This window comes from Azohydromonas lata, assembly GCF_034427735.1.
Classification (GTDB): Bacteria; Pseudomonadota; Gammaproteobacteria; order Burkholderiales; family Burkholderiaceae_C; genus Azohydromonas; species Azohydromonas lata.
In genome coordinates, this window is sequence record NZ_JAXOJX010000002.1 from 79,504 (window position 1) to 100,592 (window position 21,089).

17 protein-coding genes are annotated in these 21,089 nt (G+C 67.1%); 11 read left to right on the plus strand and 6 right to left on the minus strand.

Annotation, left to right across the window (positions count from 1 at the left end; genetic code table 11):
- The first annotated feature begins 133 nt into the window (after nt 1–133).
- The 8 genes from SM757_RS02435 to SM757_RS02470 all read left to right on the plus strand — a co-directional run bounded on the left by SM757_RS02435 (nt 134) and on the right by SM757_RS02470 (nt 10,756).
- On the plus strand, nt 134–4,894 hold the full coding sequence (locus SM757_RS02435; protein WP_322464254.1) for a glutamate synthase-related protein: 4,761 nt from the start codon (nt 134–136) through the stop codon (nt 4,892–4,894).
- A 122-nt stretch (nt 4,895–5,016) separates the two neighbouring features.
- Entirely contained in the window at nt 5,017–6,483 is a 1,467-nt protein-coding gene (locus SM757_RS02440; protein WP_322464255.1) for a glutamate synthase subunit beta, read from the plus strand.
- A 218-nt stretch (nt 6,484–6,701) separates the two neighbouring features.
- Entirely contained in the window at nt 6,702–7,526 is an 825-nt protein-coding gene (locus SM757_RS02445) for an ABC transporter ATP-binding protein (protein WP_322464256.1), read from the plus strand.
- The gene (gene mlaE, locus SM757_RS02450; protein WP_084267177.1) at nt 7,523–8,314 is read left to right on the plus strand and encodes a lipid asymmetry maintenance ABC transporter permease subunit MlaE; all 792 of its coding nucleotides are present in this window, start codon (nt 7,523–7,525) and stop codon (nt 8,312–8,314) included. The genes SM757_RS02445 and mlaE overlap by 4 nt, the downstream gene beginning before the upstream one ends.
- Before the next feature lie 47 nt (nt 8,315–8,361).
- Nucleotides 8,362–8,886 carry an outer membrane lipid asymmetry maintenance protein MlaD gene (gene mlaD / locus SM757_RS02455; RefSeq protein WP_066332093.1) on the plus strand — a complete coding sequence of 175 codons (525 nt, stop codon included), beginning with the start codon at nt 8,362–8,364 and terminating at the stop codon, nt 8,884–8,886.
- Between the two features lie 34 nt (nt 8,887–8,920).
- Nucleotides 8,921–9,748, plus strand: a complete 828-nt coding sequence (locus tag SM757_RS02460; protein WP_322464257.1) for an MlaA family lipoprotein — start codon at nt 8,921–8,923, stop codon at nt 9,746–9,748.
- A gap of 94 nt (nt 9,749–9,842) precedes the next feature.
- A complete protein-coding gene (locus SM757_RS02465; protein WP_373862975.1) occupies nt 9,843–10,457 on the plus strand; it encodes an MlaC/ttg2D family ABC transporter substrate-binding protein in 615 nt (204 codons plus the stop codon).
- Nucleotides 10,457–10,756 (plus strand): STAS domain-containing protein, encoded by a 300-nt coding sequence (locus SM757_RS02470; protein WP_066332088.1) that lies wholly within the window; start codon nt 10,457–10,459, stop codon nt 10,754–10,756. Before SM757_RS02465 ends, SM757_RS02470 begins: the two co-directional genes overlap by 1 nt.
- 128 nt (nt 10,757–10,884) lie before the next feature.
- Here the strand turns inward: SM757_RS02470 and SM757_RS02475 are convergent, their stop codons facing one another.
- The 3 genes from SM757_RS02475 to zwf all read right to left on the minus strand — a co-directional run bounded on the left by SM757_RS02475 (nt 10,885) and on the right by zwf (nt 14,748).
- Nucleotides 10,885–12,057, minus strand: a complete 1,173-nt coding sequence (locus tag SM757_RS02475) for a right-handed parallel beta-helix repeat-containing protein (RefSeq protein ID WP_066332086.1) — start codon at nt 12,055–12,057, stop codon at nt 10,885–10,887.
- Nucleotides 12,058–12,336: 279 nt separating this feature from the next.
- Nucleotides 12,337–13,212, minus strand: a complete 876-nt coding sequence (locus SM757_RS02480) for an SIS domain-containing protein (RefSeq protein ID WP_066332250.1) — start codon at nt 13,210–13,212, stop codon at nt 12,337–12,339.
- A 60-nt stretch (nt 13,213–13,272) separates the two neighbouring features.
- Entirely contained in the window at nt 13,273–14,748 is a 1,476-nt protein-coding gene (gene zwf, locus SM757_RS02485) for a glucose-6-phosphate dehydrogenase (protein ID WP_322464258.1), read from the minus strand.
- A 168-nt stretch (nt 14,749–14,916) separates the two neighbouring features.
- Here zwf and tal point away from each other — a divergent pair, with 168 nt between their 5' ends.
- Genes tal through SM757_RS02500 form a run of 3 tightly spaced genes read left to right on the plus strand, consistent with a single transcriptional unit; the run spans nt 14,917 to nt 18,112 of the window.
- Nucleotides 14,917–15,870: a transaldolase gene (tal, locus tag SM757_RS02490; RefSeq protein ID WP_066332248.1), complete on the plus strand. Its 954-nt coding sequence runs from the start codon at nt 14,917–14,919 to the stop codon at nt 15,868–15,870.
- Nucleotides 15,867–17,483, plus strand: a complete 1,617-nt coding sequence (pgi, locus tag SM757_RS02495) for a glucose-6-phosphate isomerase (protein ID WP_322464259.1) — start codon at nt 15,867–15,869, stop codon at nt 17,481–17,483. The genes tal and pgi overlap by 4 nt, the downstream gene beginning before the upstream one ends.
- On the plus strand, nt 17,480–18,112 hold the full coding sequence (locus tag SM757_RS02500; RefSeq protein WP_322464260.1) for an HAD family hydrolase: 633 nt from the start codon (nt 17,480–17,482) through the stop codon (nt 18,110–18,112). Before pgi ends, SM757_RS02500 begins: the two co-directional genes overlap by 4 nt.
- 173 nt (nt 18,113–18,285) lie before the next feature.
- Here SM757_RS02500 and SM757_RS02505 read toward each other — a convergent pair whose 3' ends face one another.
- The 3 genes from SM757_RS02505 to SM757_RS02515 are packed head-to-tail and all read right to left on the minus strand — an operon-like array spanning nt 18,286 to nt 21,026.
- A complete protein-coding gene (locus SM757_RS02505) occupies nt 18,286–18,693 on the minus strand; it encodes a hypothetical protein (RefSeq protein WP_322464261.1) in 408 nt (135 codons plus the stop codon).
- Nucleotides 18,694–18,710: 17 nt separating this feature from the next.
- Nucleotides 18,711–19,811 (minus strand): M14 family metallopeptidase, encoded by a 1,101-nt coding sequence (locus SM757_RS02510; RefSeq protein WP_322464262.1) that lies wholly within the window; start codon nt 19,809–19,811, stop codon nt 18,711–18,713.
- A gap of 21 nt (nt 19,812–19,832) precedes the next feature.
- The gene (locus SM757_RS02515) at nt 19,833–21,026 is read right to left on the minus strand and encodes a M20 aminoacylase family protein (protein ID WP_322464263.1); all 1,194 of its coding nucleotides are present in this window, start codon (nt 21,024–21,026) and stop codon (nt 19,833–19,835) included.
- Nucleotides 21,027–21,089 lie beyond the last annotated feature (63 nt).

The following is a 21,089-nucleotide window of genomic DNA, read 5'->3' on the forward strand; positions in this document are numbered from 1 at the left end:
ACTGTCCCCATTTATTTCTGCACACTCACGGTGCGAGAAATAAAAGTGGTCTGACCCTGTTTTATATCGCTTGAATCGGGGGGCATCCTCGTCTAGTCTCCGCGTCTTCCCTGATTTCCTGATGGAGAGCGCCATGAGCACGGCTGCCGGTCCCACTAACAACACTGCAACGGCTGCCGAGATCGCGGCGCTGGCTGAAGGCGGCCTGTACCAGGCCACCGGTGAAAAGGACGCGTGCGGCGTCGGCTTCGTGGCCCACATCAAGGGACAGAAGGCGCACAGCATCGTCGGCCAGGGTCTGAAGATCCTGGAGAACCTGGACCACCGCGGCGCGGTCGGTGCCGACAAGCTCATGGGTGACGGCGCGGGCATCCTGATCCAGATCCCCGACGAGCTCTACCGTGCCGAGATGGCCCAGCAGGGCGTCGAGCTGCCCCCGCCGGGCGAGTACGGCGTGGGCATGATCTTCCTGCCCAAGGAGCACGCTTCCCGCCTGGCTTGCGAGCAGGAGATGGAGCGCGCCATCCGTGCCGAGGGCCAGGTGCTGCTGGGCTGGCGCGACGTGCCGGTGGACCGTGAGATGCCCATGAGCCCCACGGTGCGTGCCAAGGAGCCCGTGATCCGCCAGGTCTTCATCGGCCGCGGCCCGGACCTGATCGTTCCCGATGCGCTGGAGCGCAAGCTGTACGTGATCCGCAAGACGGCGTCGGCGGCCATCCAGAAGCTGCGCCTGACGCACAGCCACGAGTACTACGTGCCCAGCATGAGCTGCCGCACGATCATCTACAAGGGCCTGCTGCTGGCCGACCAGGTCGGCCAGTACTACCTGGACCTGCAGGACGAGCGCACCGTCTCGGCCCTGGCCCTGGTGCACCAGCGCTTCTCCACCAACACCTTCCCCGAGTGGCCGCTGGCCCACCCGTACCGGATGGTGGCCCACAACGGCGAGATCAACACCGTCAAGGGCAACTTCAACTGGATGCGCGCCCGCGAAGGCGTGATGAAGTCGCCCGTGCTGGGCGAGGACCTGCCCAAGCTCTACCCGATCAGCTTCGAAGGCCAGTCCGACACGGCGACCTTCGACAACGCGCTGGAGCTGCTGACCATGGCCGGCTACCCGCTGGCCCACGCGGCGATGATGATGATCCCGGAGGCCTGGGAGCAGCACACGCTGATGGACGAGCGCCGCCGCGCCTTCTACGAATACAACGCCGCCATGATGGAGCCCTGGGACGGCCCGGCCTCCATGGTGTTCACCGACGGCAAGCAGATCGGCGCGACGCTGGACCGCAACGGCCTGCGTCCGGCGCGCTACATCGTCACCGACGACGACCTGGTGATCATGGCCTCCGAGACGGGCGTGCTGCCCATCCCCGAGAACCGCATCATCAAGAAGTGGCGCCTGCAGCCGGGCAAGATGTTCCTGATCGACTTCGAGCAGGGCCGCATCGTCAATGACGAAGAGCTGAAGAACCAGTTCGCCAGCGCGCGCCCCTATCGCCAGTGGATCGAGAACGTGCGCATCAAGCTCGACTCGGTGGACGCCAAGGGCGAGCTGCCGCAGTTCAGCGAAACGCTGCTGGACCGCCAGCAGGCCTTCGGCTACACGCAGGAAGACATGAAGTTCCTGCTGGCGCCCATGGCCACCGCCGGTGAAGAGGGCACCGGTTCCATGGGCAACGACAGCCCGCTGGCCGTGCTCTCCGACAAGAACAAGCCGCTCTACAACTACTTCAAGCAGCTGTTCGCCCAGGTCACGAACCCGCCGATCGACCCGATCCGCGAAGCCATCGTGATGTCCCTGAACAGCTTCATCGGCCCCAAGCCGAACCTGCTGGACATCAACGCGGTCAACCCGCCGATGCGCCTCGAAGTATCCCAGCCCGTGCTGGACTTCGACGACATGGCCCGCCTGCGCTCCATCGAGAAGAGCACGCACGGCAAGTTCAAGACCTATGAGCTGAACATCGTCTACCCGCTGGCCTGGGGCCACGAGGGCGTGGAAGCCAAGCTCGCGTCGCTGTGCGCCGAGGCCGTGGACGCCATCAAGGGCGGCCACAACATCCTGGTGATCACGGACCGCAAGATGGACCGCACGCAGGTGGCCATCCCCGCCGTGCTGGCGCTGTCGGCCATCCACCAGCACCTGGTGCGCGAGGGCCTGCGCACCACCGCCGGCCTGGTGGTGGAAACGGGCTCGGCCCGCGAAGTGCACAACTTCGCCGTGCTCGCCGGTTTCGGCGCCGAGGCCGTGCACCCCTACCTGGCGCTGGAGACGCTGGTGGAGATGCACCAGTCGCTGCCGGGCAACCTGAGCGCCGAGAAGGCCATCTACAACTACATCAAGGCCATCGGCAAGGGTCTCTCCAAGATCATGTCCAAGATGGGCATCAGCACGTACATGTCGTACTGCGGCGCCCAGATCTTCGAGGCCATCGGCCTGGACAAGGCCGTGGTGGACAAGTACTTCCGCGGCACCGCCACGCAGGTGGGCGGCATCGGCGTGTTCGAGATCGCCGAGGAAGCCATCCGCATGCACCGCGCGGCCTTCGGCGACGACCCGCTGCTGGCCTCCATGCTGGACGCCGGCGGCGAGTACGCTTGGCGCGTGCGTGGCGAGGAGCACATGTGGACGCCCGACGCCATCGCCAAGCTGCAGCACGCCACCCGTGCGGGCAAGTACGAGACGTACAAGGAGTACGCGCAGCTCATCAACGACCAGTCCAGGCGCCACCTGACGCTGCGCGGCCTGTTCGAGTTCAAGTTCGATCCCAGCAAGGCCATTCCGCTGGAAGAGGTTGAGTCCGCAGCCGACATCGTCAAGCGCTTCGCCACCGGCGCCATGTCGCTGGGCTCCATCAGCACCGAGGCCCACTCGACGCTGGCCATCGCCATGAACCGCATCGGCGGCAAGAGCAACACCGGCGAAGGCGGCGAGGACCCGGCGCGCTACCGCAACGAGCTCAAGGGCATTCCCATTGCCGACGGCACCAAGGTGTCGGACGTGGTGGGCACGGACGTGGTCGTCACCGACTACGCCATGAAGGCCGGCGACAGCCTGCGCTCCAAGATCAAGCAGGTCGCTTCCGGCCGCTTCGGTGTGACCACCGAGTACCTGGTGAGCGCCGACCAGATCCAGATCAAGATGGCCCAGGGCGCCAAGCCCGGCGAGGGCGGCCAGCTCCCCGGCGGCAAGGTGTCCGAGTACATCGGCTTCCTGCGCTACTCCGTGCCGGGCGTGGGCCTGATCTCCCCGCCGCCGCACCACGACATCTACTCGATCGAGGATCTGGCGCAGCTCATCCACGACCTCAAGAACGCCAACCCGCGCGCCGACGTGTCGGTCAAGCTGGTGTCGGAAGTGGGCGTGGGCACCATCGCCGCGGGCGTGGCCAAGTGCAAGGCCGACCACCTGGTGATCGCCGGCCATGACGGCGGCACGGGCGCCTCGCCCTGGTCGTCCATCAAGCACGCCGGCACGCCTTGGGAGCTGGGCCTGGCCGAGACGCAGCAGACGCTGGTGCTCAACCGCCTGCGCAGCCGCGTGCGCGTGCAGGCCGACGGCCAGATGAAGACGGGCCGCGACGTGGTCATCGGCGCGCTGCTGGGCGCCGACGAGTTCGGCTTCGCCACCGCGCCGCTGGTGGTCGAGGGCTGCATCATGATGCGCAAGTGCCACCTCAACACCTGCCCGGTGGGCGTGGCCACGCAGGACCCGGTGCTGCGCGCCAAGTTCTCGGGCAAGCCCGAGCACGTGGTGAATTACTTCTTCTTCGTGGCTGAAGAGGCTCGCCAGATCATGGCGCAGCTGGGCATCCGCAAGTTCGACGAGCTCATCGGCCGCGCCGACCTGCTGGACATGAAGAAGGGCATCGAGCACTGGAAGGCGCGCGGCCTGGACTTCGGCCGCATCTTCCACCAGCCGGCCGTGCCGGCCGAGGTGCCCCGCCTGCACGTCGAGACGCAGGACCACGGCCTGGAAAAGGCCCTGGACCAGCGCCTCATCGAGAAGGCCAAGGCGGCCATCGAGCGCGGCGAGAAGGTGCAGTTCATGGAGCAGGCGCGCAACGTCAACCGCTCCGTGGGCGCCATGCTGTCGGGCGAGCTGATCCGCCACCGCCCCGAGGGCCTGCCGGACCAGACCATCTTCGTGCAGATGGAAGGCACGGGCGGCCAGAGCTTCGGCGCCTTCCTGGCCCAGGGCATCACCTTCTACCTGATCGGTGAAGCCAACGACTACACCGGCAAGGGCATGTCGGGCGGCCGTATCGTGGTGCGTCCGAGCATCGAGTTCCGCGGCGACGCGACGCAGAACATCATCGTGGGCAACACGGTGCTGTACGGCGCCACGGCCGGCGAGGCCTTCTTCCGCGGCGTCGCGGGCGAGCGCTTCGCGGTGCGCCTGTCCGGCGCCACCGCGGTGGTGGAAGGCACGGGCGACCACGGCTGCGAGTACATGACCGGCGGCACCGCGGTCGTGCTGGGCAAGACCGGCCGCAACTTCGCTGCCGGCATGAGCGGCGGCGTGGCCTACGTCTATGACGAGGACGGCCAGTTCGCCAAGCGCTGCAACACCGCCATGGTCGCGCTGGAGAAGGTGCTGCCCGCCGAGGAGCAGCGCGCCGCGCAGGACGAGGTGACCTTCCACAAGGGCCAGCCTGACGAAGCCCTGCTGCGCAAGCTCGTGGAAGACCACCACAAGTGGACCGGCTCGCTGCGTGCTCGCGAGATCCTGGACAACTGGGCCGCCTCGCGCGCCAAGTTCGTCAAGGTGTTCCCGAACGAGTACAAGCGCGCCCTGGGCGAGATGGCGGCGCGTCGCGAGGCCGGCGCCACCATCGCCAAGGCCAAGGCGGTGGAGAGCAAGGCCGCGGGCAGCGTCCCGGCGAAGTAAAGGGGAGGCCGGCCGCGGCATCCGCCGCCGCGCCGGCAAGGCCGCCGCCACCCGAGCGCCCCCTGTGGGGAGCGCCGCGGTGGGCGGCGGCAGCCAACGATCAGCGAAGGTAGAGAAACATCATGGGTAAGGTCACCGGCTTCCTCGAATACGAGCGCATCGAGGAGGGCTACGAGGTCGTCGAGACGCGGGTCAAGAACTACAAGGAGTTCGTGATCGGTCTCACCGCCGAGCAGGCGCAGGTGCAGGGCGCCCGCTGCATGGACTGCGGCACGCCGTTCTGCAACAACGGCTGCCCGGTCAACAACATCATCCCGGACTTCAACGATCTCGTTTACCGCAACGACTGGAAGAACGCGATCACGGTCCTGCACACGACCAACAACTTCCCCGAGTTCACCGGCCGCATCTGCCCGGCGCCCTGCGAGGCCTCGTGCACGCTCAACGTGAACGACGACCCGGTGGGCATCAAGTCCATCGAGCACGCCATCATCGACCGCGCGTGGGCCGAGGGCTGGGTCAAGCCGCAGCTGCCCAAGCTCAAGACGGGCAAGAAGGTCGCCGTCATCGGCTCCGGCCCGGCCGGCCTGGCCGCGGCGCAGCAGCTCGCGCGCGCCGGCCATGACGTGGTGGTGTTCGAGAAGAACGACCGCGTGGGCGGCCTGCTGCGCTACGGCATCCCCGACTTCAAGATGGAGAAGTCGCACATCGACCGCCGCACCGAGCAGCTCAAGGCCGAAGGCGTGGTGTTCCGTTGCGGCGTCATCGTCGGCGAGCTGCCCAAGGGCTCCAAGGTCACCAATTGGGCCAAGGAGCGCGTGACGCCGGAACAGCTGCAGGCCGAGTTCGACGCCGTGCTGCTGGCCGCCGGCTCCGAGGTCTCGCGCGACCTGCCCGTGCCGGGCCGCGACCTGGACGGCGTGCACTTCGCCATGGAGTTCCTGCCGCAGCAGAACAAGGTCAACGCCGGCGACAAGGTCAAGGGCCAACTGCGTGCCGACGGCAAGCACGTCATCGTCATCGGCGGCGGCGACACCGGCAGCGACTGCGTGGGCACCAGCAACCGCCACGGCGCCGTGAACGTGACGCAGTTTGAGCTGCTGCCCATGCCTCCGGAGCAGGAGAACAAGGACCTGACCTGGCCCTACTGGCCGTACAAGCTGCGCACCTCCTCCAGCCACGAGGAAGGCTGCCAGCGCGAGTTCGCCATCGCCACCAAGGAATTCGTCGGCGAGAAGGGCAAGGTCACCGGCGTCAAGACGGTGCGCGTGCAATGGGAAGGCGGCAAGATGGTCGAGGTGCCGGGCTCCGAGCAGGTGCTCAAGGCCGACATGGTGCTGCTGGCCATGGGCTTCACCAACCCGGTGAACACGCTGCTGGAAGGCTTCGGCGTCGAGCGTGATGCGCGCGGCAACGCCAAGGCCACGACCGACTTCACCGGCGGCTACGCCACAAACGTGGCCAAGGTCTTCGCCGCCGGCGACGTGCGCCGCGGCCAGAGCCTGGTGGTGTGGGCCATCCGCGAAGGCCGCCAGGCCGCCCGCGCGATCGACGAGTTCCTGATGGGCGCCAGCGACCTGCCGCGCTGAAAGTGCCCCGCGGCAGGCCGTGTGTTCGTGTACACGGCCGTGTTGCCGCCATGTTGCAAGGCGCGGGCAGGCCCAGGGCTTGCTGCGTCGCACCAACGCTGCCGGCGCCTTGCCGGCATGCGTGAGACAATCGAGGCCCGTTGGTAACAAAAAGGTACCGGCGGGCCTTTCTTCTTTTCGATTGCACGGGCCGTGGCCCGCTGTTCATTGCCTGCCCGATGCCGGAATCCCTGATCGAGATCGACCATGTCAGCTTCGGCTATGACGCCCGTCGGCTGATCCTCAACGACGTGACGCTGCGCTTCCCCCGCGGCAAGGTCACGGCCATTCTTGGAGGCTCCGGCTGCGGCAAGACCACGCTGCTGCGGCTTATCGGGGGCATCAACGCGGCGTCTTCCGGCAAGGTTCGCTTTGACGGCGAAGTCATCAACGCGCGTGACCGCAACCAACTGCTCAAGCTGCGCCGGCGCATGGGCATGCTGTTCCAGTTCGGTGCGCTGTTCACCGACCTGGACGTGTACGACAACGTCGCCTTTCCGTTGCGCGAGCACACGGATTTGCCCGATGCGCTGATACGCGACATCGTGCTGATGAAGCTCAATGCCGTTGGGCTGCGCGGGGCGGCGAGGCTGCGCATCTCCGAAGTGTCCGGCGGCATGGCGCGGCGCATCGCGCTGGCGCGGGCCATCGCGCTGGACCCCGAGCTGATCATGTACGACGAGCCCTTCGCGGGGCTGGACCTCATCTCCATGGGCGTGGCGGCCAACCTCATCCGCAAGCTCAACGATGCGACGGGCGCCACCTCGCTGGTGGTGTCGCACGACATCCCGGAGTGCATGGCCATCAGCGACCACGTGATCCTGATGGCCGCGCCGGGCGGCCGCATAGTGGCGCAGGGCACGCCCGCTGAGCTCATGGCCTCCACCGACCCCGAGGTGCGCCAGTTCGTCCGCGGCGAGCCGGACGGCCCCGTGAAATTCCACTTCCCCGCGCCGCCGCTGGCGCAAGACTTCGGCGTGGGCCGCACGGGGACCAAGGCATGAAGACACCGCTGGATGCGCTGGCGCGCCTGGGCGCGGGCACCCTTTTGATGCTGCGCTCGCTGGGCCATGCAGCCTTCTTTTTCCTGGACCTGCTGCGCGCCACGCCGGCGGCGCTGGCGCGCTTCTCATTGGTGACTGCGCAACTGCACGCCATCGGCAATCTGTCGCTGCTCATCATCCTGGCGTCGGGCCTCTCGGTGGGCTTCGTGCTGGCGCTGCAGATGTACTACGCGCTGGTGACTTACGGTGCCACGGAGTCGCTGGGCCTCATCGTCAACCTCTCGCTCGTGCGCGAGTTGGGGCCCGTGGTGGCGGCACTGCTGTTCGCAGGCCGCGCGGGCACGTCGCTGACCGCCGAGATCGGCCTGATGAAGGCCGGCGAGCAGCTCTCCGCGATGGAGATGATGGCCGTCGATCCGCGCGCCCGCGTGCTGGCACCGCGCTTCATCAGCGGCGTGGTGGCCATGCCGCTGCTGGCGGCGATGTTCTCGGCCATCGGCATCATGGGCGCCTACGTCGTGGCCGTGTTGCTCATTGGCATAGACGCGGGCAACTTCTGGTCGATCATGCAGGACCGCGTTGACGTGTGGCGCGACGTGGGCAACGGCCTGGTCAAGAGCGCGGTGTTCGGCGTGATCTGCACCTTCGTCGCGCTCTATCAGGGCTACGAGACCGAGGCCACGCCGGAGGGCGTGGCCTACGCCACGACGCGCACGGTGGTCATCTCCTCGCTGGGAGTCCTGGCGATGGACTTCGTGCTCACGGCGCTGATGTTTTCCACGCGCTGACGTCCGCGCATCGTCCTCGACGGCTCCGCATTCGACATTGGTAATTCATGGCTAAGAAAAGTATCGAAATCATGGTGGGCGGCTTCGTGCTGCTGGGTCTGGCGGCGCTGCTGTTCCTGGCGCTCAAGGCGGCCAACCTCACGAACATCGGCAACGGCGGGCAGACCTACCAGCTCAAGGCGCGCTTTGACAACATCGGCGGCCTCAAGGCGCGCGCGGCCGTGCGCAGCGCGGGCGTGACCGTGGGCCGCGTCGAGTCCATCAAGCTCGATCCCAAGACCTACATGGGGGAGGTCACCTTCCAGGTGTCCCAGGGCGTGGAGTTTCCGCGCGACTCCTCGGCCAAGATCCTGACCTCCGGCCTCCTGGGAGACCAGTACATTGGCATCGAGCCCGGCGCGGACGACAAGATGCTTGAGCCGGGGACCGTCATCACGCAGACGCAGTCGGCCGTGGTGCTGGAAAACCTGATCGGCCAGTTCCTGTTCAGCAAGGCGGCCGACGCCGGTGGTGGCACCGGCAACGGCAATGGCGGCGGTGCGCCGGCTCCCGCAGCCCCAGCCAAGCCCTGATTCCTTGCAGCCGGCCCAAAAGAGGAGTGCAGCCGTGAAGAAGAACATGACCCTGCTGCTGGCCGCCGCGCTGCTGTGTGCCGGCGGCGCCGCGCAGGCCCAGGCGCAGCAGGCCGCGTCCTCGCCCGTCGACCCGCTAGAGGGGTTCAACCGCTCCATCTTCAACTTCAACGAAGGGCTGGACCGCACGGTGCTCAAGCCCGTGGCCACGGCCTACCGCGACGTCGTGCCCTCGCCGGTGCGCACCGGCGTGAGCAACTTCATGGGCAATTTCTCCGACGCCTGGTCGGCGATCAACCAGTTCCTGCAGGGCAAGGGCGAGGCGGGCATCTCCATGACCTTCCGCGTGCTGGTCAACTCCACCTTCGGCCTGGCCGGGCTGGTGGATTGGGCCACGCCCATGGGCCTGGAGCGCCAGAGCGAGGACTTCGGCCAGACCCTGGGCCGCTGGGGCCTGGGCAGTGGCCCCTACATCGTGTTGCCGTTGCTGGGCCCGTCTTCGCTGCGCGACACGGCCGGCCTGACGCTGGACCTGCAGACCACGCCCAGCAGCGTGCTGTTCAGCTCCACCTCCGACCGCGTGATGGCCACCTCGCTGCAGGTGATCAACCGCCGCTCCGAGCTGTTGGGCGCCACCGACGTGGTGGACCAGATCGCGCTGGACAAGTACCAGTTCATCCGCGACGGCTACCTCGCGCGCCGGCGCAGCCAGGTCTACGACGGCAACCCGCCGGAGCAGCCGGATGAGCAGGACGACGACACCGGCACCGGCGACGCCGGCACGCAGCCTGCTCCTGCCACGTTGAACCCTGCCGCGCCGCCGCCCGCGACGCCTGCTCCGGCACCCGCGTCGGCGCAGTGAAGGCAGCGAGTGAACCGTTCGGCGCTCTCGCGCGTTGAAGTGACCGGGACGCCGGCTTCGGTGCCCCGCAACCTCTGAAGGAAACCTCTCCGTGATCAGAAAGTTTCTGACCCTCTTCGCTTTCCTGGGCAGCTTCCTGCTGGCAGGCTCGCTGCATGCGCAGGGCGTGGCGCCTGACGCCTTCGTCCGCCAGCTCTCGGACGACGTGCTCAACGCCATCAAGTCCGACAAGGCCATCCAGGGCGGCGACGTGGCGCGCATCCGCGATCTGGTCGATGCCAAGGTGCTGCCGCACGTGAACTTCCAGCGCATGACCGCCGCCACCGTGGGCCGCGCCTGGCGCACCGCCACGCCGGAGCAGCAAAAGCGCCTGCAGGACGAGTTCAAGACCCTGCTGGTGCGCACCTACGCCGGCGCGCTCACGCAGGTGAAGAGCTCCACCACCATCCAGCTCAAGCCCTGGCGCGGCAATGCGACCGATGCGGAAACCGTGGTCCGCACCGAAGTGCGCGGCAGCAGCGACCCGGTGCAGTTGGACTACCGCCTGGAGAAGGCCGGCGACGACTGGCGCATCTATGACGTTAACGTCCTGGGCGTGTGGCTGGTGGATCAGTACAAGAACAGCTTCGCGCAGGAGATTGCCTCCGGCGGCATCGATGGCCTGATCGCCAAGCTGGCCGAGCGCAACAAGACCGGCGGCAAGGGCTGATGACCGTGGCGCTGCTGGCTTTGCCCGATACCTTGACGATGGCCACGGCAACCCAGGCGTTGCGGGGGCTGGAGCCGGCGCTGGCCGGCAGCGGTGGGGCGCAGGTGGAAGTGGACGCCACCGCGCTGCGCGACTACGACTCCGCTGCGCTGGCCGTGCTGCTGCAACTGCGCCGCAACGTGCAGGCTGCCGGCGGCGACCTGTGCATCAAGGGTGCGCCCAAGCTGCTGGCCGAGCTGGCCCAGCTCTACGGCGTGGACGGCGCGCTGCCGGGGCTGGAAGAGCAGGCCGCCGCCTGAGATTGACGGTCAACGGCGCAGCGGCCCGCGCCTGAAACAAGCAACCCGCCGGTTCCGCGTGAGCGGAACGGCGGGTTTTTCTTTGGTCGAAGCCCTGCGGGCAGCCCGCCCGCCGCGCCCCCGTGCGTTTACTGGAACGCGCCGGGCGACCATGCGGCCGGTGCCGTGATGGGCGTGGTGCCCAGGGGCAACTTGAACTGCGCCATGGGGTTGAGCAAACGGCCGCCGGCCCAGCCCGGCACCACGCCGGTGCCGCGCAGCGGCGAGGTGGAGAGCAGCTTGAAGTTCAGCGAAGCCGGCGCCACCAGCGAGCCCAGCGTGGTCAGGCGGTTGTCCGTGGTCCACGGCGTCGTGCCCGTGGCCACGCTGCCCGCGCCCACCAGCAGGTTGTTGGTGAAGCGCATGCTCAGACCGGCAGACAGCCGCGCCGGGCTCACGCGCACGAAGGTGCCGGCGCTGCGGTTGTTGATGATGGTGTTGTTGGCCATGTAGAGGCCGTGCTGGGTGAGGGTGGACGTCTCCTCGCCGTAGCTCACGATGTTGGAGTTCGGCGACAGCGCACCTTGGCTGATGACGTTGCCAATCACCCAGACCAGCCCACCCTCGGGCAAGTCCAGCTCATAGGAGGACGTGCCCTTTGGGCCGTCCACCAGCAGGTTGTAGGAGATCAGGCTGGTCTGCGCCCGCGACTTGACCAGGTGGCCCACCCGGCCGTCGTGGAAGTAGCAGCCCGTCAGGCTGAACTGCTTGATGCGGCCGACGTAGATCAGGTGTGGCGGGTAGGGCGAGGTCGCGGCCGGGCTGTTGGCCGCGAAGCCGAACTCGCTGTTGCTCACGTCCAGCGTGCAGTTGGCGTCGTTGTTGGTGAGGATGCCCATCTCGTTGTCGAAGAAGGCGCAGTTCCTCACCGTGAGGTTGCCCAGCTCGTGGCGTATGCCGGCGCCGTTGAGGTCGGCCACGCGCGCACCGCGGAACTCCAGGTTCTCGATCAGCACGTTCTCGGCGTTGCGCACCACCAGGATGCCCTTGCCCAGCGCCGAGACCCCATCGGCCCGGAACACCGGGCGCGGCGAGCCGATGCCGCGAATGGTCAGCCGCCTTTGCGTGATGGCGCCCACCTGCGCGGAATAGAGGCCGGGCTTGACTTCGATGACGTCGTCGTCCACGCACTGCGCCAGCAGGGCGCTCAGCGACATGCCCGGGTAGAGCGTGCGTACCGTACCGGCGGTCCGCCCCGGCAAGGGCAGCGAGGGCAGCAGCCCCGCGAGAGCCAGGGATTGGACGAGTTGGCGCCTGTTCATCTGCTTCATCCCGGCGAGGGGGCCCTCCCGGCCCCATCGCCGCTGTGCCTGCGTTCTTCACACGCGCCTGCGCCGCACAAGGAGGCCAAGCAGACGCACGTCGCCGGGGCCTGGAGGAGGTGGGCAAATCAGGGCCCGGTCTCCCTGTTCATCGTCGCTTGGCGGAGGCAGTTGAGAGCCCGCCGCGATTCGTTGCCGACCGTTTCACCCTGTTGCCTGGCGCAAAGGCCGCTGCGTGAGGCGAAAGAGCCGGCGCCTGTTCTTTGCGGACGCTCGTGCTCAGGGCGTGTTGACGTAGCGCCGCGCGCGCAGGTTCTTCTTGATCTCCTGGAGCATGGGCTGCAGCGTCTCTATGCCCAGGCGCAGCGCCAGCCCGGTGGCCAGCACGTCGATGGCCAGCAGGTGCAGCAGGCGCGACACCATGGGGCTGTAGCGGTCGGCGTCCTCGGGGTGGTCCACGGCCAGCAGGATCTGGTGCGCGCCGTTGCCGCTGCCCGATTGGGCCAGCGGCGTGGCGCTGGCCGTGAGGAGGATGAGCGTGGCGCCGCGCCGGCGCGCGATGTCGGCCACGTCCAGCAGGTCGCGGCTGCGGCCGGAGTTGCTGATGATCACCGCGCAGTCGCCGGGCTGCAGCATGGTGGCGCTCATCACCTGCACGTGGCCGTCGCTCACCGCCGCGGCCGTCACGCCCAAGCGGAAGAACTTCTGCTGTGCATCCTGCGCGACGATGCCGGAGGTGCCCACGCCGTAGAACTCCACGCGGCGGTGCGCGCGGTGCGCGGCTTCCAGCGCGTCCATGGCGCGCTCAAAAGCCTGCGGCGCGGCCTGGTTGCGGTAGGCCAGCAGCGCGCCAATGGCGTTGTCCACCACCTTGACGATGAGCTCGGCGGGCCTGTCCTCCGGGGCCACCGCGCGGTGCACGTAGGGCACGCCCTCGTTGGCCGCGCCGGCCAGGCGGCGCTTGAAGTCCGCCAGGCCGCCGTAGCCCACGCTGCGGCAAAAGCGCACCACCGTGGGCTTGCTGACGTTGGCACGCTCGGCCAGCAGCGCCACGGGCAGGTCGGCAAAGGCGCGCGCATCGGCCAGCAGCAGCTCGCCCACGCGCTGCTCCGCCGGCGACAGCGCCGGCAGCGCTGCGCGAATGCGCTCCAGCAGCGGGCTTTCGTTACTCATGGATGTCCCTCTAGAGGGCGGCGTGGGCGCTCCGCCTTGTGTTTACTGCTCTTCGTCCCACATGAAACCGTCGCGCGCCACCAGGGCGCTGGCCGCCGGCGGACCCCAGCTGCCCGCCACGTAGGGGCGTGGGCCTTGGGTGTCCTGTTTCCAGGCCTGAAGTATGGGCTCCACCCAGGCCCAGGCCTGCTCCTGCTCGTCGCTGCGGACGAACAGATTCAGCCGCCCGGCGATGGCGTCCAGCAGCAAGCGTTCGTAGGCGCCCACGCGCTCACTGGGGAATGCCTTGTCGAAGTCCAGGTCCAGCGACACGGGGGAGAGCGCCTCGCTGCCGCTGCCCACGCTGCCCTTGGCCGCCATCAGGTGCAGCTCCAGCCCGTCCTCCGGCTGCAGCTTGATCACCAGCTTGTTGGCGTTGCTCATGCCGGCAAAGATGGGGTGCGGCACGGGGCGGAAGTTCACCACGATGTGCGCCTCGCGCGAGGCCAGCCGCTTGCCGGTGCGCAGGTAGAAGGGCACGCCGGCCCAGCGCCAGTTCTGCACCTCGGTGCGCAGGGCCACGAAGGTCTCGCAGCGGCTGCCCGCGGGCACCTTGGCCTCGTCCAGGTAGCCGGGCACCGACTGCCCGCCGACGCTGCCGGCGCGGTACTGGCCGCGCACCACGTCGCGCTGCACCGACTCGGGGGTGAAATGCTTCAGCGACTTCAGCACCTTGAGCTTCTCGTCGCGAATGGCGTAGGCGTCGGCGGTGGGCGGCGGCTCCATGGCGATCATGGTCAGCAACTGCAGCGCATGGTTCTGGACCATGTCGCGCAGCGCGCCGGTGCGGTCGTAGAAGTCGCCGCGCGTGCCCACGCCCAAGGACTCGGCGATGGTGATCTGGATGTTGGCGATGCTTTCGCGACGCCACAGCGGCTCGAAGAGCGCGTTGCCAAAGCGCAACGCCGCCAGGTTCTGCACCGCGGGCTTGCCCAGGTAGTGGTCGATGCGGAAGGCCTGCGCCTCCTTGAACACCGAGCGCACCACGGCGTTGATCTCGCGCGCGCTTTGCAGGTCGTGGCCCAGCGGCTTTTCCAGCACCACGCGCACGCGGTCGTGGTTCAGGCCCACGGCGCCGAGCTGCTCGCAGATCACGGGGAAGAGGTGCGGGCTGGTGGCCAGGTACAGCACCGCGGTGTCGGCCGGGGTGGCGCGGCCTTCCTCGGCCTTGGGCTCGTCCAGCCAGCGCTTCAGCCGCGCGTAGTGGTCCGGCTTGGACAAGTCCATCTGCCGGTAGTGCAGCAGTTGGGCGAAGCGGGCGAACTCCTCGTCGCTGGGCCGCTTGGCGGGCTCGACCTCGTCGAAGCGCTGGCGGATGAAGTCGCGGTAGTTGTCGTCGCTGCGCTCCTCGCGCGCCACGGCCAGGATGCGGCCGCCCGCGGGCAGCTTGCCGTGGCGAAACGCCTGGAACAGCGCGGGCATCAGCTTGCGCCAGGTGAGGTCGCCAGTACCGCCAAAGAACACCAGATCAAAAGACATCGTGAAAAAACCTTCCGAGAGGAGCGAGCCTGGGATGTAACCGGGTTACATGGTTCATGATGCTAGAGTTTCTTAGGAGGGTCAACGAGCGCACACGTTCGCCAAAGGGGACGCCGCGCCGCAGACCGTGTCAGACCGATGCGCAGGCGCCGCCTGCAGGACCAAGCCGTGAATCAACTCGAGCAGCTCAAGCAGCACACCACCGTCGTGGCCGATACCGGCAACTTCAAGCAACTGGCGCAGTTCGCGCCGCGCGACGCGACGACCAATCCCTCCCTCATCCTCAAGGCCGTGCAGCAAGCGGAGTACGCACCGCTGCTGACCGAGGTGGTCAAGGCCCACCCGCGTGTGCCGCTGGAGCGCGTGGTGGACGAGGTGCTGGTGCGCTTCGGCCTGGAAATCCTGAAGGTCGTCCCGGGCCGCGTGAGCACCGAGGTGGATGCGCGGCTAAGCTTCGACACGGCCGCCACCATTGCCCGCGCGCACCACCTGATCGCCCTGTACGAGCGCGCCGGCATTGCGCGCGAGCGCGTGCTGATCAAGATCGCCGCCACCTGGGAAGGCATCCAGGCGGCCAAGGCGCTGGAGCACGAGGGCATCCACTGCAACCTCACGCTGCTGTTCTCCTTCTGCCAGGCCGTGGCCTGCGGCGATGCCGGCGTGACGCTGATCTCGCCCTTCGTCGGCCGCATCTACGACTGGTACAAGAAGCAGGCCGGCGCCGCCTGGGACGAGGCCGCCAACGCCGGCGAGAACGACCCCGGCGTCAAGAGCGTCGCCGCCATCTACAACTACTACAAGCACTTCGACATCCCGACCGAAGTGATGGGCGCGAGCTTCCGCAATGCCGGGCAGATCCTGGCGCTGGCCGGCTGCGACCTGCTGACCATCAGCCCCGACCTGCTGGCCGCGCTGCAGGGCAGCGAAGGCCCTGTGCCGCGCCGGCTGGACCCGGCCGCGGCCAAAGGCATGGACATCCACGCCCGCACGCTCAACGAGCCGTGCTTCCGCTACGCCCTGAACGACGACGCCATGGCCAGCGACAAGCTGGCCGAGGGCATTCGCGCCTTTGCCGCCGACGCGGCCAAGCTCGACCGCATGATCGAGGAGCTGTGCAAGTGACGTCCCACGCGGCCCAAGCAGCCGTCGCCGCCTTCGTGCGCGGCGACAAGACCGTGGCCTGGAGTGGTTTGCAAGGCCACTGGCAGGCGCACGGCCGTGATCTCGACCTGCGCGAGATCTTCAAGAGCGACCCCCAGCGCTTCGAGCGCTTCGGCGTGCAGGCGCCGGAGGTGTTTGCCGACCTGTCCAAGCAGCGCTGGGACGAGGCCACGCGCCGCCTGCTGCTGGAGCTGGCGCGCGAGGTGGGCCTGGAGGCGCGGCGCGACGCCCTGCTGGCCGGCGAGCCGGTCAACACCACCGAGGGCCGCGCCGTGCTGCACACCGCGCTGCGCGCGCTCAAAGGGCAGGGCCCCTTCAGCGACGACGTGCACGAGGTGCTGGAGCGCATGCTGGCCTATGCCGAGGAGGTGCGCGCCGCCGGCTTCACCGACGTGGTCAACATCGGCATAGGCGGCTCCGACCTTGGGCCGCTGATGGCGGTGAAGGCGCTGCAGCCCTACACGCAGCCGGGGCTGCGCAGCCACTTCGTCTCCAACGTGGACGGGCACGACATCGCCCCGCTACTGGCGCAACTGGAGCCGGCCAAGACGCTGTTCATCGTGGCCAGCAAGACGTTCACCACGCAGGAGACCATGGCCAACGCCGCGGTGGCGCGGGCGTGGTTCCTGGCCGGTGGCGGCACCGACATCGCCCGGCACTTCGCCGCCACGACCACCAACGTCAGCGCGGCGGCGGCCTTCGGCATCGACAAGACCTTCGGCTTCTGGGACTGGGTGGGCGGGCGCTACTCGCTGTGGAGTGCCATCGGCCTGCCCATCGCCATCGCCATTGGCGCGGACAACTTCCGCGAGCTGCTGGCCGGCGCCCATGCCATGGACCGCCACTTCGCCGAGGCGCCGCTGGAAGAGAACCTGCCCGCGCTCATGGGCCTGCTGGAGGTGTGGAACCGCGACTTCCACGGCTTCACCAGCCGCTGCGTCGCGCCCTACCACCAGGGCCTGGCGCGGCTGCCGGCGTATTTGCAGCAGTTGGAGATGGAGTCCAACGGCAAGCGCGTGGACTACGCCGGCGAGGAAGTCCCCTTTGCCACCAGCCCGCTGGTGTGGGGCGAGCCCGGCACCAACGGCCAGCACGCCTTCTTCCAGATGCTGCACCAGGGCACGGACGTGATCCCGGTGGAGTTCATCGCCGTGCGCGAGCCCGCGCACCCGCATGCCGACTTGCAGACGAAATTGCTGGCCAACTGCCTGGCGCAATCGCAGGCGTTGATGCTGGGCAAGACGGCGGACGAAGCCCTGGGCGAAAAAGCGCCCACCGCGTCGCCGGACATCGCCCGGGACGTGTTGGCACGCCACCGCAGTTTCCCCGGCAACCGGCCCAGCACGACGCTGGTGCTGGAGCGGCTGACCCCGCGCAGCCTGGGTGCGCTGGTGGCGTTGTACGAGCACCGTGTGTTCACCAGCGGCGTGGTGTGGGGCATCAACAGCTACGACCAGTGGGGCGTGGAGTTGGGCAAGGCACTGTGCAATGCGCTGCTGCCGCGATTTGAATCCGGGGACGTGACGGGGCTGGACGCTTCTACCGCCGGACTGTTGAGGAGATTGAGGGGATGAGTGCAGCGGAGCTGAAACCCGTGGTGATCTGGGACGTGGGCGCGGTGCTGCTGCGCTGGCGTCCGGCCGTGCTGCTGCAGCGCGTGCTGCCGCGCCACGCGCACGACGAAGCCAGCGCCCTGGCGCTGGCGCGCCGCTTCTTCGTGGAAGGCGGCGACTGGGGCGCCTACGACCGTGGCGACGTGGAAGAGGCTGCCCTGGCGCAGCGCATTGCCCACCGAACGGGCCTGACGGAAGCCGACGTGCACGCCGTCATCCAGGCCGTGCCGGAGGAACTGCAGCCGCTGCCCGACAGCGTGGCGCTGCTGCATGCGCTGCGGCAGCGGGGATGGAAGCAGTATTTCTTTTCGAACATGCCGCTGGGCTATGCGGCGCATATTGAAAAGGCGCACGGCTTCTTTGGCCTGTTCCACGGCGGCCTGTTTTCAGCCCGTGTGCGGCGCATGAAACCCGAGCGCGAGTTTTATGAGTTGGCGCACGAGCGGTTCAATTTGGCGGGGCGCAGCGCTATTTTCATAGACGATTCCCCGGCCAATATCCAGGCGGCGCGGGAATTCGGGTGGAATGCGGTGCTGTTCAGGGATGCAGGGCAGGTGAGCTTGGATCTCAAGGAATTGGGGGTTGCCTGACGATGAGGCGCCTGCCGGGAGGCAGGCGCTTCTTTGTTATGGTGCTCGGGCTTTTAGTGGCAAGCCTTAACCAGGCTGATACTTGTCCCCATCACTCCGTCATCATTTCCGCCTCCGCTGGAATAACGGGGCGGGGTGCGTGGCGTGGTGGCTTGCAGGCTGTGTGCTGAAATTCAGCAGGCCATGGATTCGAAGAAATTGGGCTCGCCGGTGAAGCGGCATTCCAGGTCGGTGGCTTCAATTTCCAAATGCGATTGATTGGCGAAACTGATTTCCATGGCAATGCGCCCGGTAATTGAGCATGGCAAAGGTATTTGCAATGTCCACTTGTTGTCGAGCATGGCTCTCCCAAACGAAACTCGTCCCATCAGGCCTTCATCTTCAAATTCGAGATTCGTTCCTGTCAAAATAAATTCCACGCCGCGTGCATAGCCTTCCAGCGGCCTACTGCCATTTTCCGGGTTGTGCTGCCGTACGTTTGCCGCAGAAAACAGGATACGGATGATGCCATCGCCGCAAGTGATGGCTGATATTTCGCTGTCCGCAAAAGACATGAATTGATTCGTTGAATCTTTTTCCATGCGTCATTTTGCTGGCCTCAACCAGCGATCAGTCCTCGTAATCCTGCCTGCGTGGTCGCAAGTCCCTGCTCGATCAACCCCTTCTTCCACTCCATCGTATCAACGAAGAAAACCCCGAACAGCGCCTTGCGAATTCCCTGCGCCAGCGGCGTCCTCAACGGCTTTTCCGGGTGATTCTCCAGCCACTGGTCCGCCCGCATCGCCTGCAGGATATGCAGCGGCGGCACGGTGCCGAATTCAAACCCCATCCCCGTGAATTCCGCCTGCGGGCATTCCTGTCCGATCACGCTCCACATCGCGCCTGAAATCACGGCCGAGCTGGAGGTGTGCTCGTGCATGGTTTTCAAGGTCGGCCACCAGGCGCGGGCGCGCTCGACTTGCGCCGGGTCGCTGCCGTCGCCCGAGAAAATGATTTCAGCCTGTCCGGTGGCCCCCAGGCCGCTGTGCAAATCCACCCAGCCGAGTTTCGAGCACCGCCGCGCGTGGTCGCGCAGGACGTGGCGCAGGGCCTGCTGGCTCCAGGTCGGCGCATGGCCGCCGTAAAAGAGGCCTTCCGGTTCGGAATACTGGCCGCTGCTGACGATTTGCTGCAACACCGCCATGCCGCGCTGCGCCAAGACCGCCTGCAATTTCTGCTCGTTCTCCGGCGAGGGTGGCCAGGTGGAGGGCACCAGCAGCGGGTGCAATTCGTCGTAGCCGGGGTTGGCGGGCAGGGGGTGGTTGAAATCCTGGAAATTGCGGTTGAGGTCCACGTTTTCCTGCGTGGTGCGCCGCATCCAGGACATGCCCCAGGGATTCAGGGCGTGCAAAAACAATACCGCCACGCCGGCCTGCTGCGCCTGCTCCAGAAAATTGGCGTCGCGCAACAGGGAAATTTGCACGGCCGAGCCGGCGTAACCCTCCACGCCATGGCAGCCGCTGCTCACCAGCAGCAATTTGTCGGCGGAGATGGGGCCGCAGCGCGCTACGTCCAGCGCTAGGGTCTCGCCGTCCTGGCCGAGCAGGGGGTGAATTTCAGCATGTGCGTCCAGGCCCGCGGCATCGGCTGCGGCCAGGAATTTCTCGCGGGCCTCTGAATACTTGTGCGAGAAACAGGTGTTCAGAGCGTCCGCGTCCATTTTGAATCTCCTGGGCCGCGTTCAGCGCGGCCGGTTGAGCCAGCGTTCCGCCACCCGTACCCAAAGGGAGGCGCCAATGGGGATCAATTCGTCGTTGAAATCGTAGCTGGGATTGTGCAGCGTGCAGGGCCCCAAGCCATGGCCGCCGTCGCGGTGCGTGCCGTCGCCGTTGCCGATCACGAAATAGCAGCCCGGCTTTTCCTGCAGGAAATAGCTGAAATCCTCGGCGCCCATGGTGGGCACGAATTCCTGCACGTTGTCGGCGCCCAGCAGTTCCGTGCCGACCTCGCGAATGAAGGCGCTTTCGGCATCGTGGTTGACGGTGGGCGGGTAATTGCGGTCGAACTCGAAATCGCACTCCAATTCAAAAGCCTCGGCCGTGGATTGGGCGATTTGGCGCATGCGCCGTTCTATCAAGTCCAGCACGGGCGTGGTGAAGGTTCGCACCGTGCCCTGCATTTCGCAGCTTTCGGGAATGACGTTGGTGGCCTCGCCCGTGTGGATCATGGTCACCGAAATGACGCCGGTATCCAGCGGGTGCTTGTTGCGCGTCAGTATGGTTTGAAAGGCCTGCACCATCTGGCAGGCCGCCGGTACGGGGTCGGTGCCCATGTGCGGCATGGCGCCATGGCAGCCCTTGCCGCGCAGCACGATCTTGAATTCGTTACTGGACGCGAAACAGGGGCCGGTCTTCACTGCAATCTGCCCGGCCTTGAGCCCCGGCCAGTTGTGGGCGCCGAAGATGGCTTCCATGGGAAAGCGCTGGAACAAACCGTCGCGCATCATTTCCCGCGCACCGCCGCCGCCTTCCTCGGCGGGCTGGAATATCAAATACACCGTGCCGTCGAAATGGCGGTGCCTGGCCAGGTATTGCGCGGCGGCCAGCAGCATGGCGGTGTGGCCATCGTGGCCGCAGGCGTGCATTTTTCCGGCGTGGCGGCTGGCGTGGCCGAAGTGGTTGTGCTCCTGGATGGGTAGCGCATCCATGTCGGCGCGCAGGCCCACGGCGCGATCCGACGTGCCGTTGCGTATCACGCCCACCAGCCCCGTGCGTCCCAGGCCACGGTGCACCTCGATACCCCACGCCTCCAACTGGCGGGCGACGAGGTCGCCCGTGCGCGCCTCCTCGAAGCACAGCTCAGGGTGGGCGTGGATATCCCGGCGCAGCGCGGCAATGCCCGCGGCTTCGGCCAGGATGGATTCAATCAACAACATCAAGCGCTCCTGCTCAAGGCGGCTGCTGGAAATCTTAAGGCGTCACATCCCCCACAAGGGTGA

Bases quoted from the DNA above. Each gene is read 5' to 3' on its own strand.
- SM757_RS02435 (WP_322464254.1), top strand. From the start codon at position 134: ATGAGCACGGCTGCCGGTCCCACTAACAACACTGCAACGGCTGCCGAG.
- SM757_RS02440 (WP_322464255.1), top strand. From the start codon at position 5,017: ATGGGTAAGGTCACCGGCTTCCTCGAATACGAGCGCATCGAGGAGGGC.
- SM757_RS02445 (WP_322464256.1), top strand. From the start codon at position 6,702: ATGCCGGAATCCCTGATCGAGATCGACCATGTCAGCTTCGGCTATGAC.
- mlaE (WP_084267177.1), top strand. From the start codon at position 7,523: ATGAAGACACCGCTGGATGCGCTGGCGCGCCTGGGCGCGGGCACCCTT.
- mlaD (WP_066332093.1), top strand. From the start codon at position 8,362: ATGGCTAAGAAAAGTATCGAAATCATGGTGGGCGGCTTCGTGCTGCTG.
- SM757_RS02470 (WP_066332088.1), top strand. From the start codon at position 10,457: ATGACCGTGGCGCTGCTGGCTTTGCCCGATACCTTGACGATGGCCACG.
- SM757_RS02475 (WP_066332086.1), bottom strand. From the start codon at position 12,057: ATGAACAGGCGCCAACTCGTCCAATCCCTGGCTCTCGCGGGGCTGCTG.
- zwf (WP_322464258.1), bottom strand. From the start codon at position 14,748: ATGTCTTTTGATCTGGTGTTCTTTGGCGGTACTGGCGACCTCACCTGG.
- SM757_RS02500 (WP_322464260.1), top strand. From the start codon at position 17,480: ATGAGTGCAGCGGAGCTGAAACCCGTGGTGATCTGGGACGTGGGCGCG.
- SM757_RS02505 (WP_322464261.1), bottom strand. From the start codon at position 18,693: ATGGAAAAAGATTCAACGAATCAATTCATGTCTTTTGCGGACAGCGAA.
- SM757_RS02510 (WP_322464262.1), bottom strand. From the start codon at position 19,811: ATGGACGCGGACGCTCTGAACACCTGTTTCTCGCACAAGTATTCAGAG.
- SM757_RS02515 (WP_322464263.1), bottom strand. From the start codon at position 21,026: ATGTTGTTGATTGAATCCATCCTGGCCGAAGCCGCGGGCATTGCCGCG.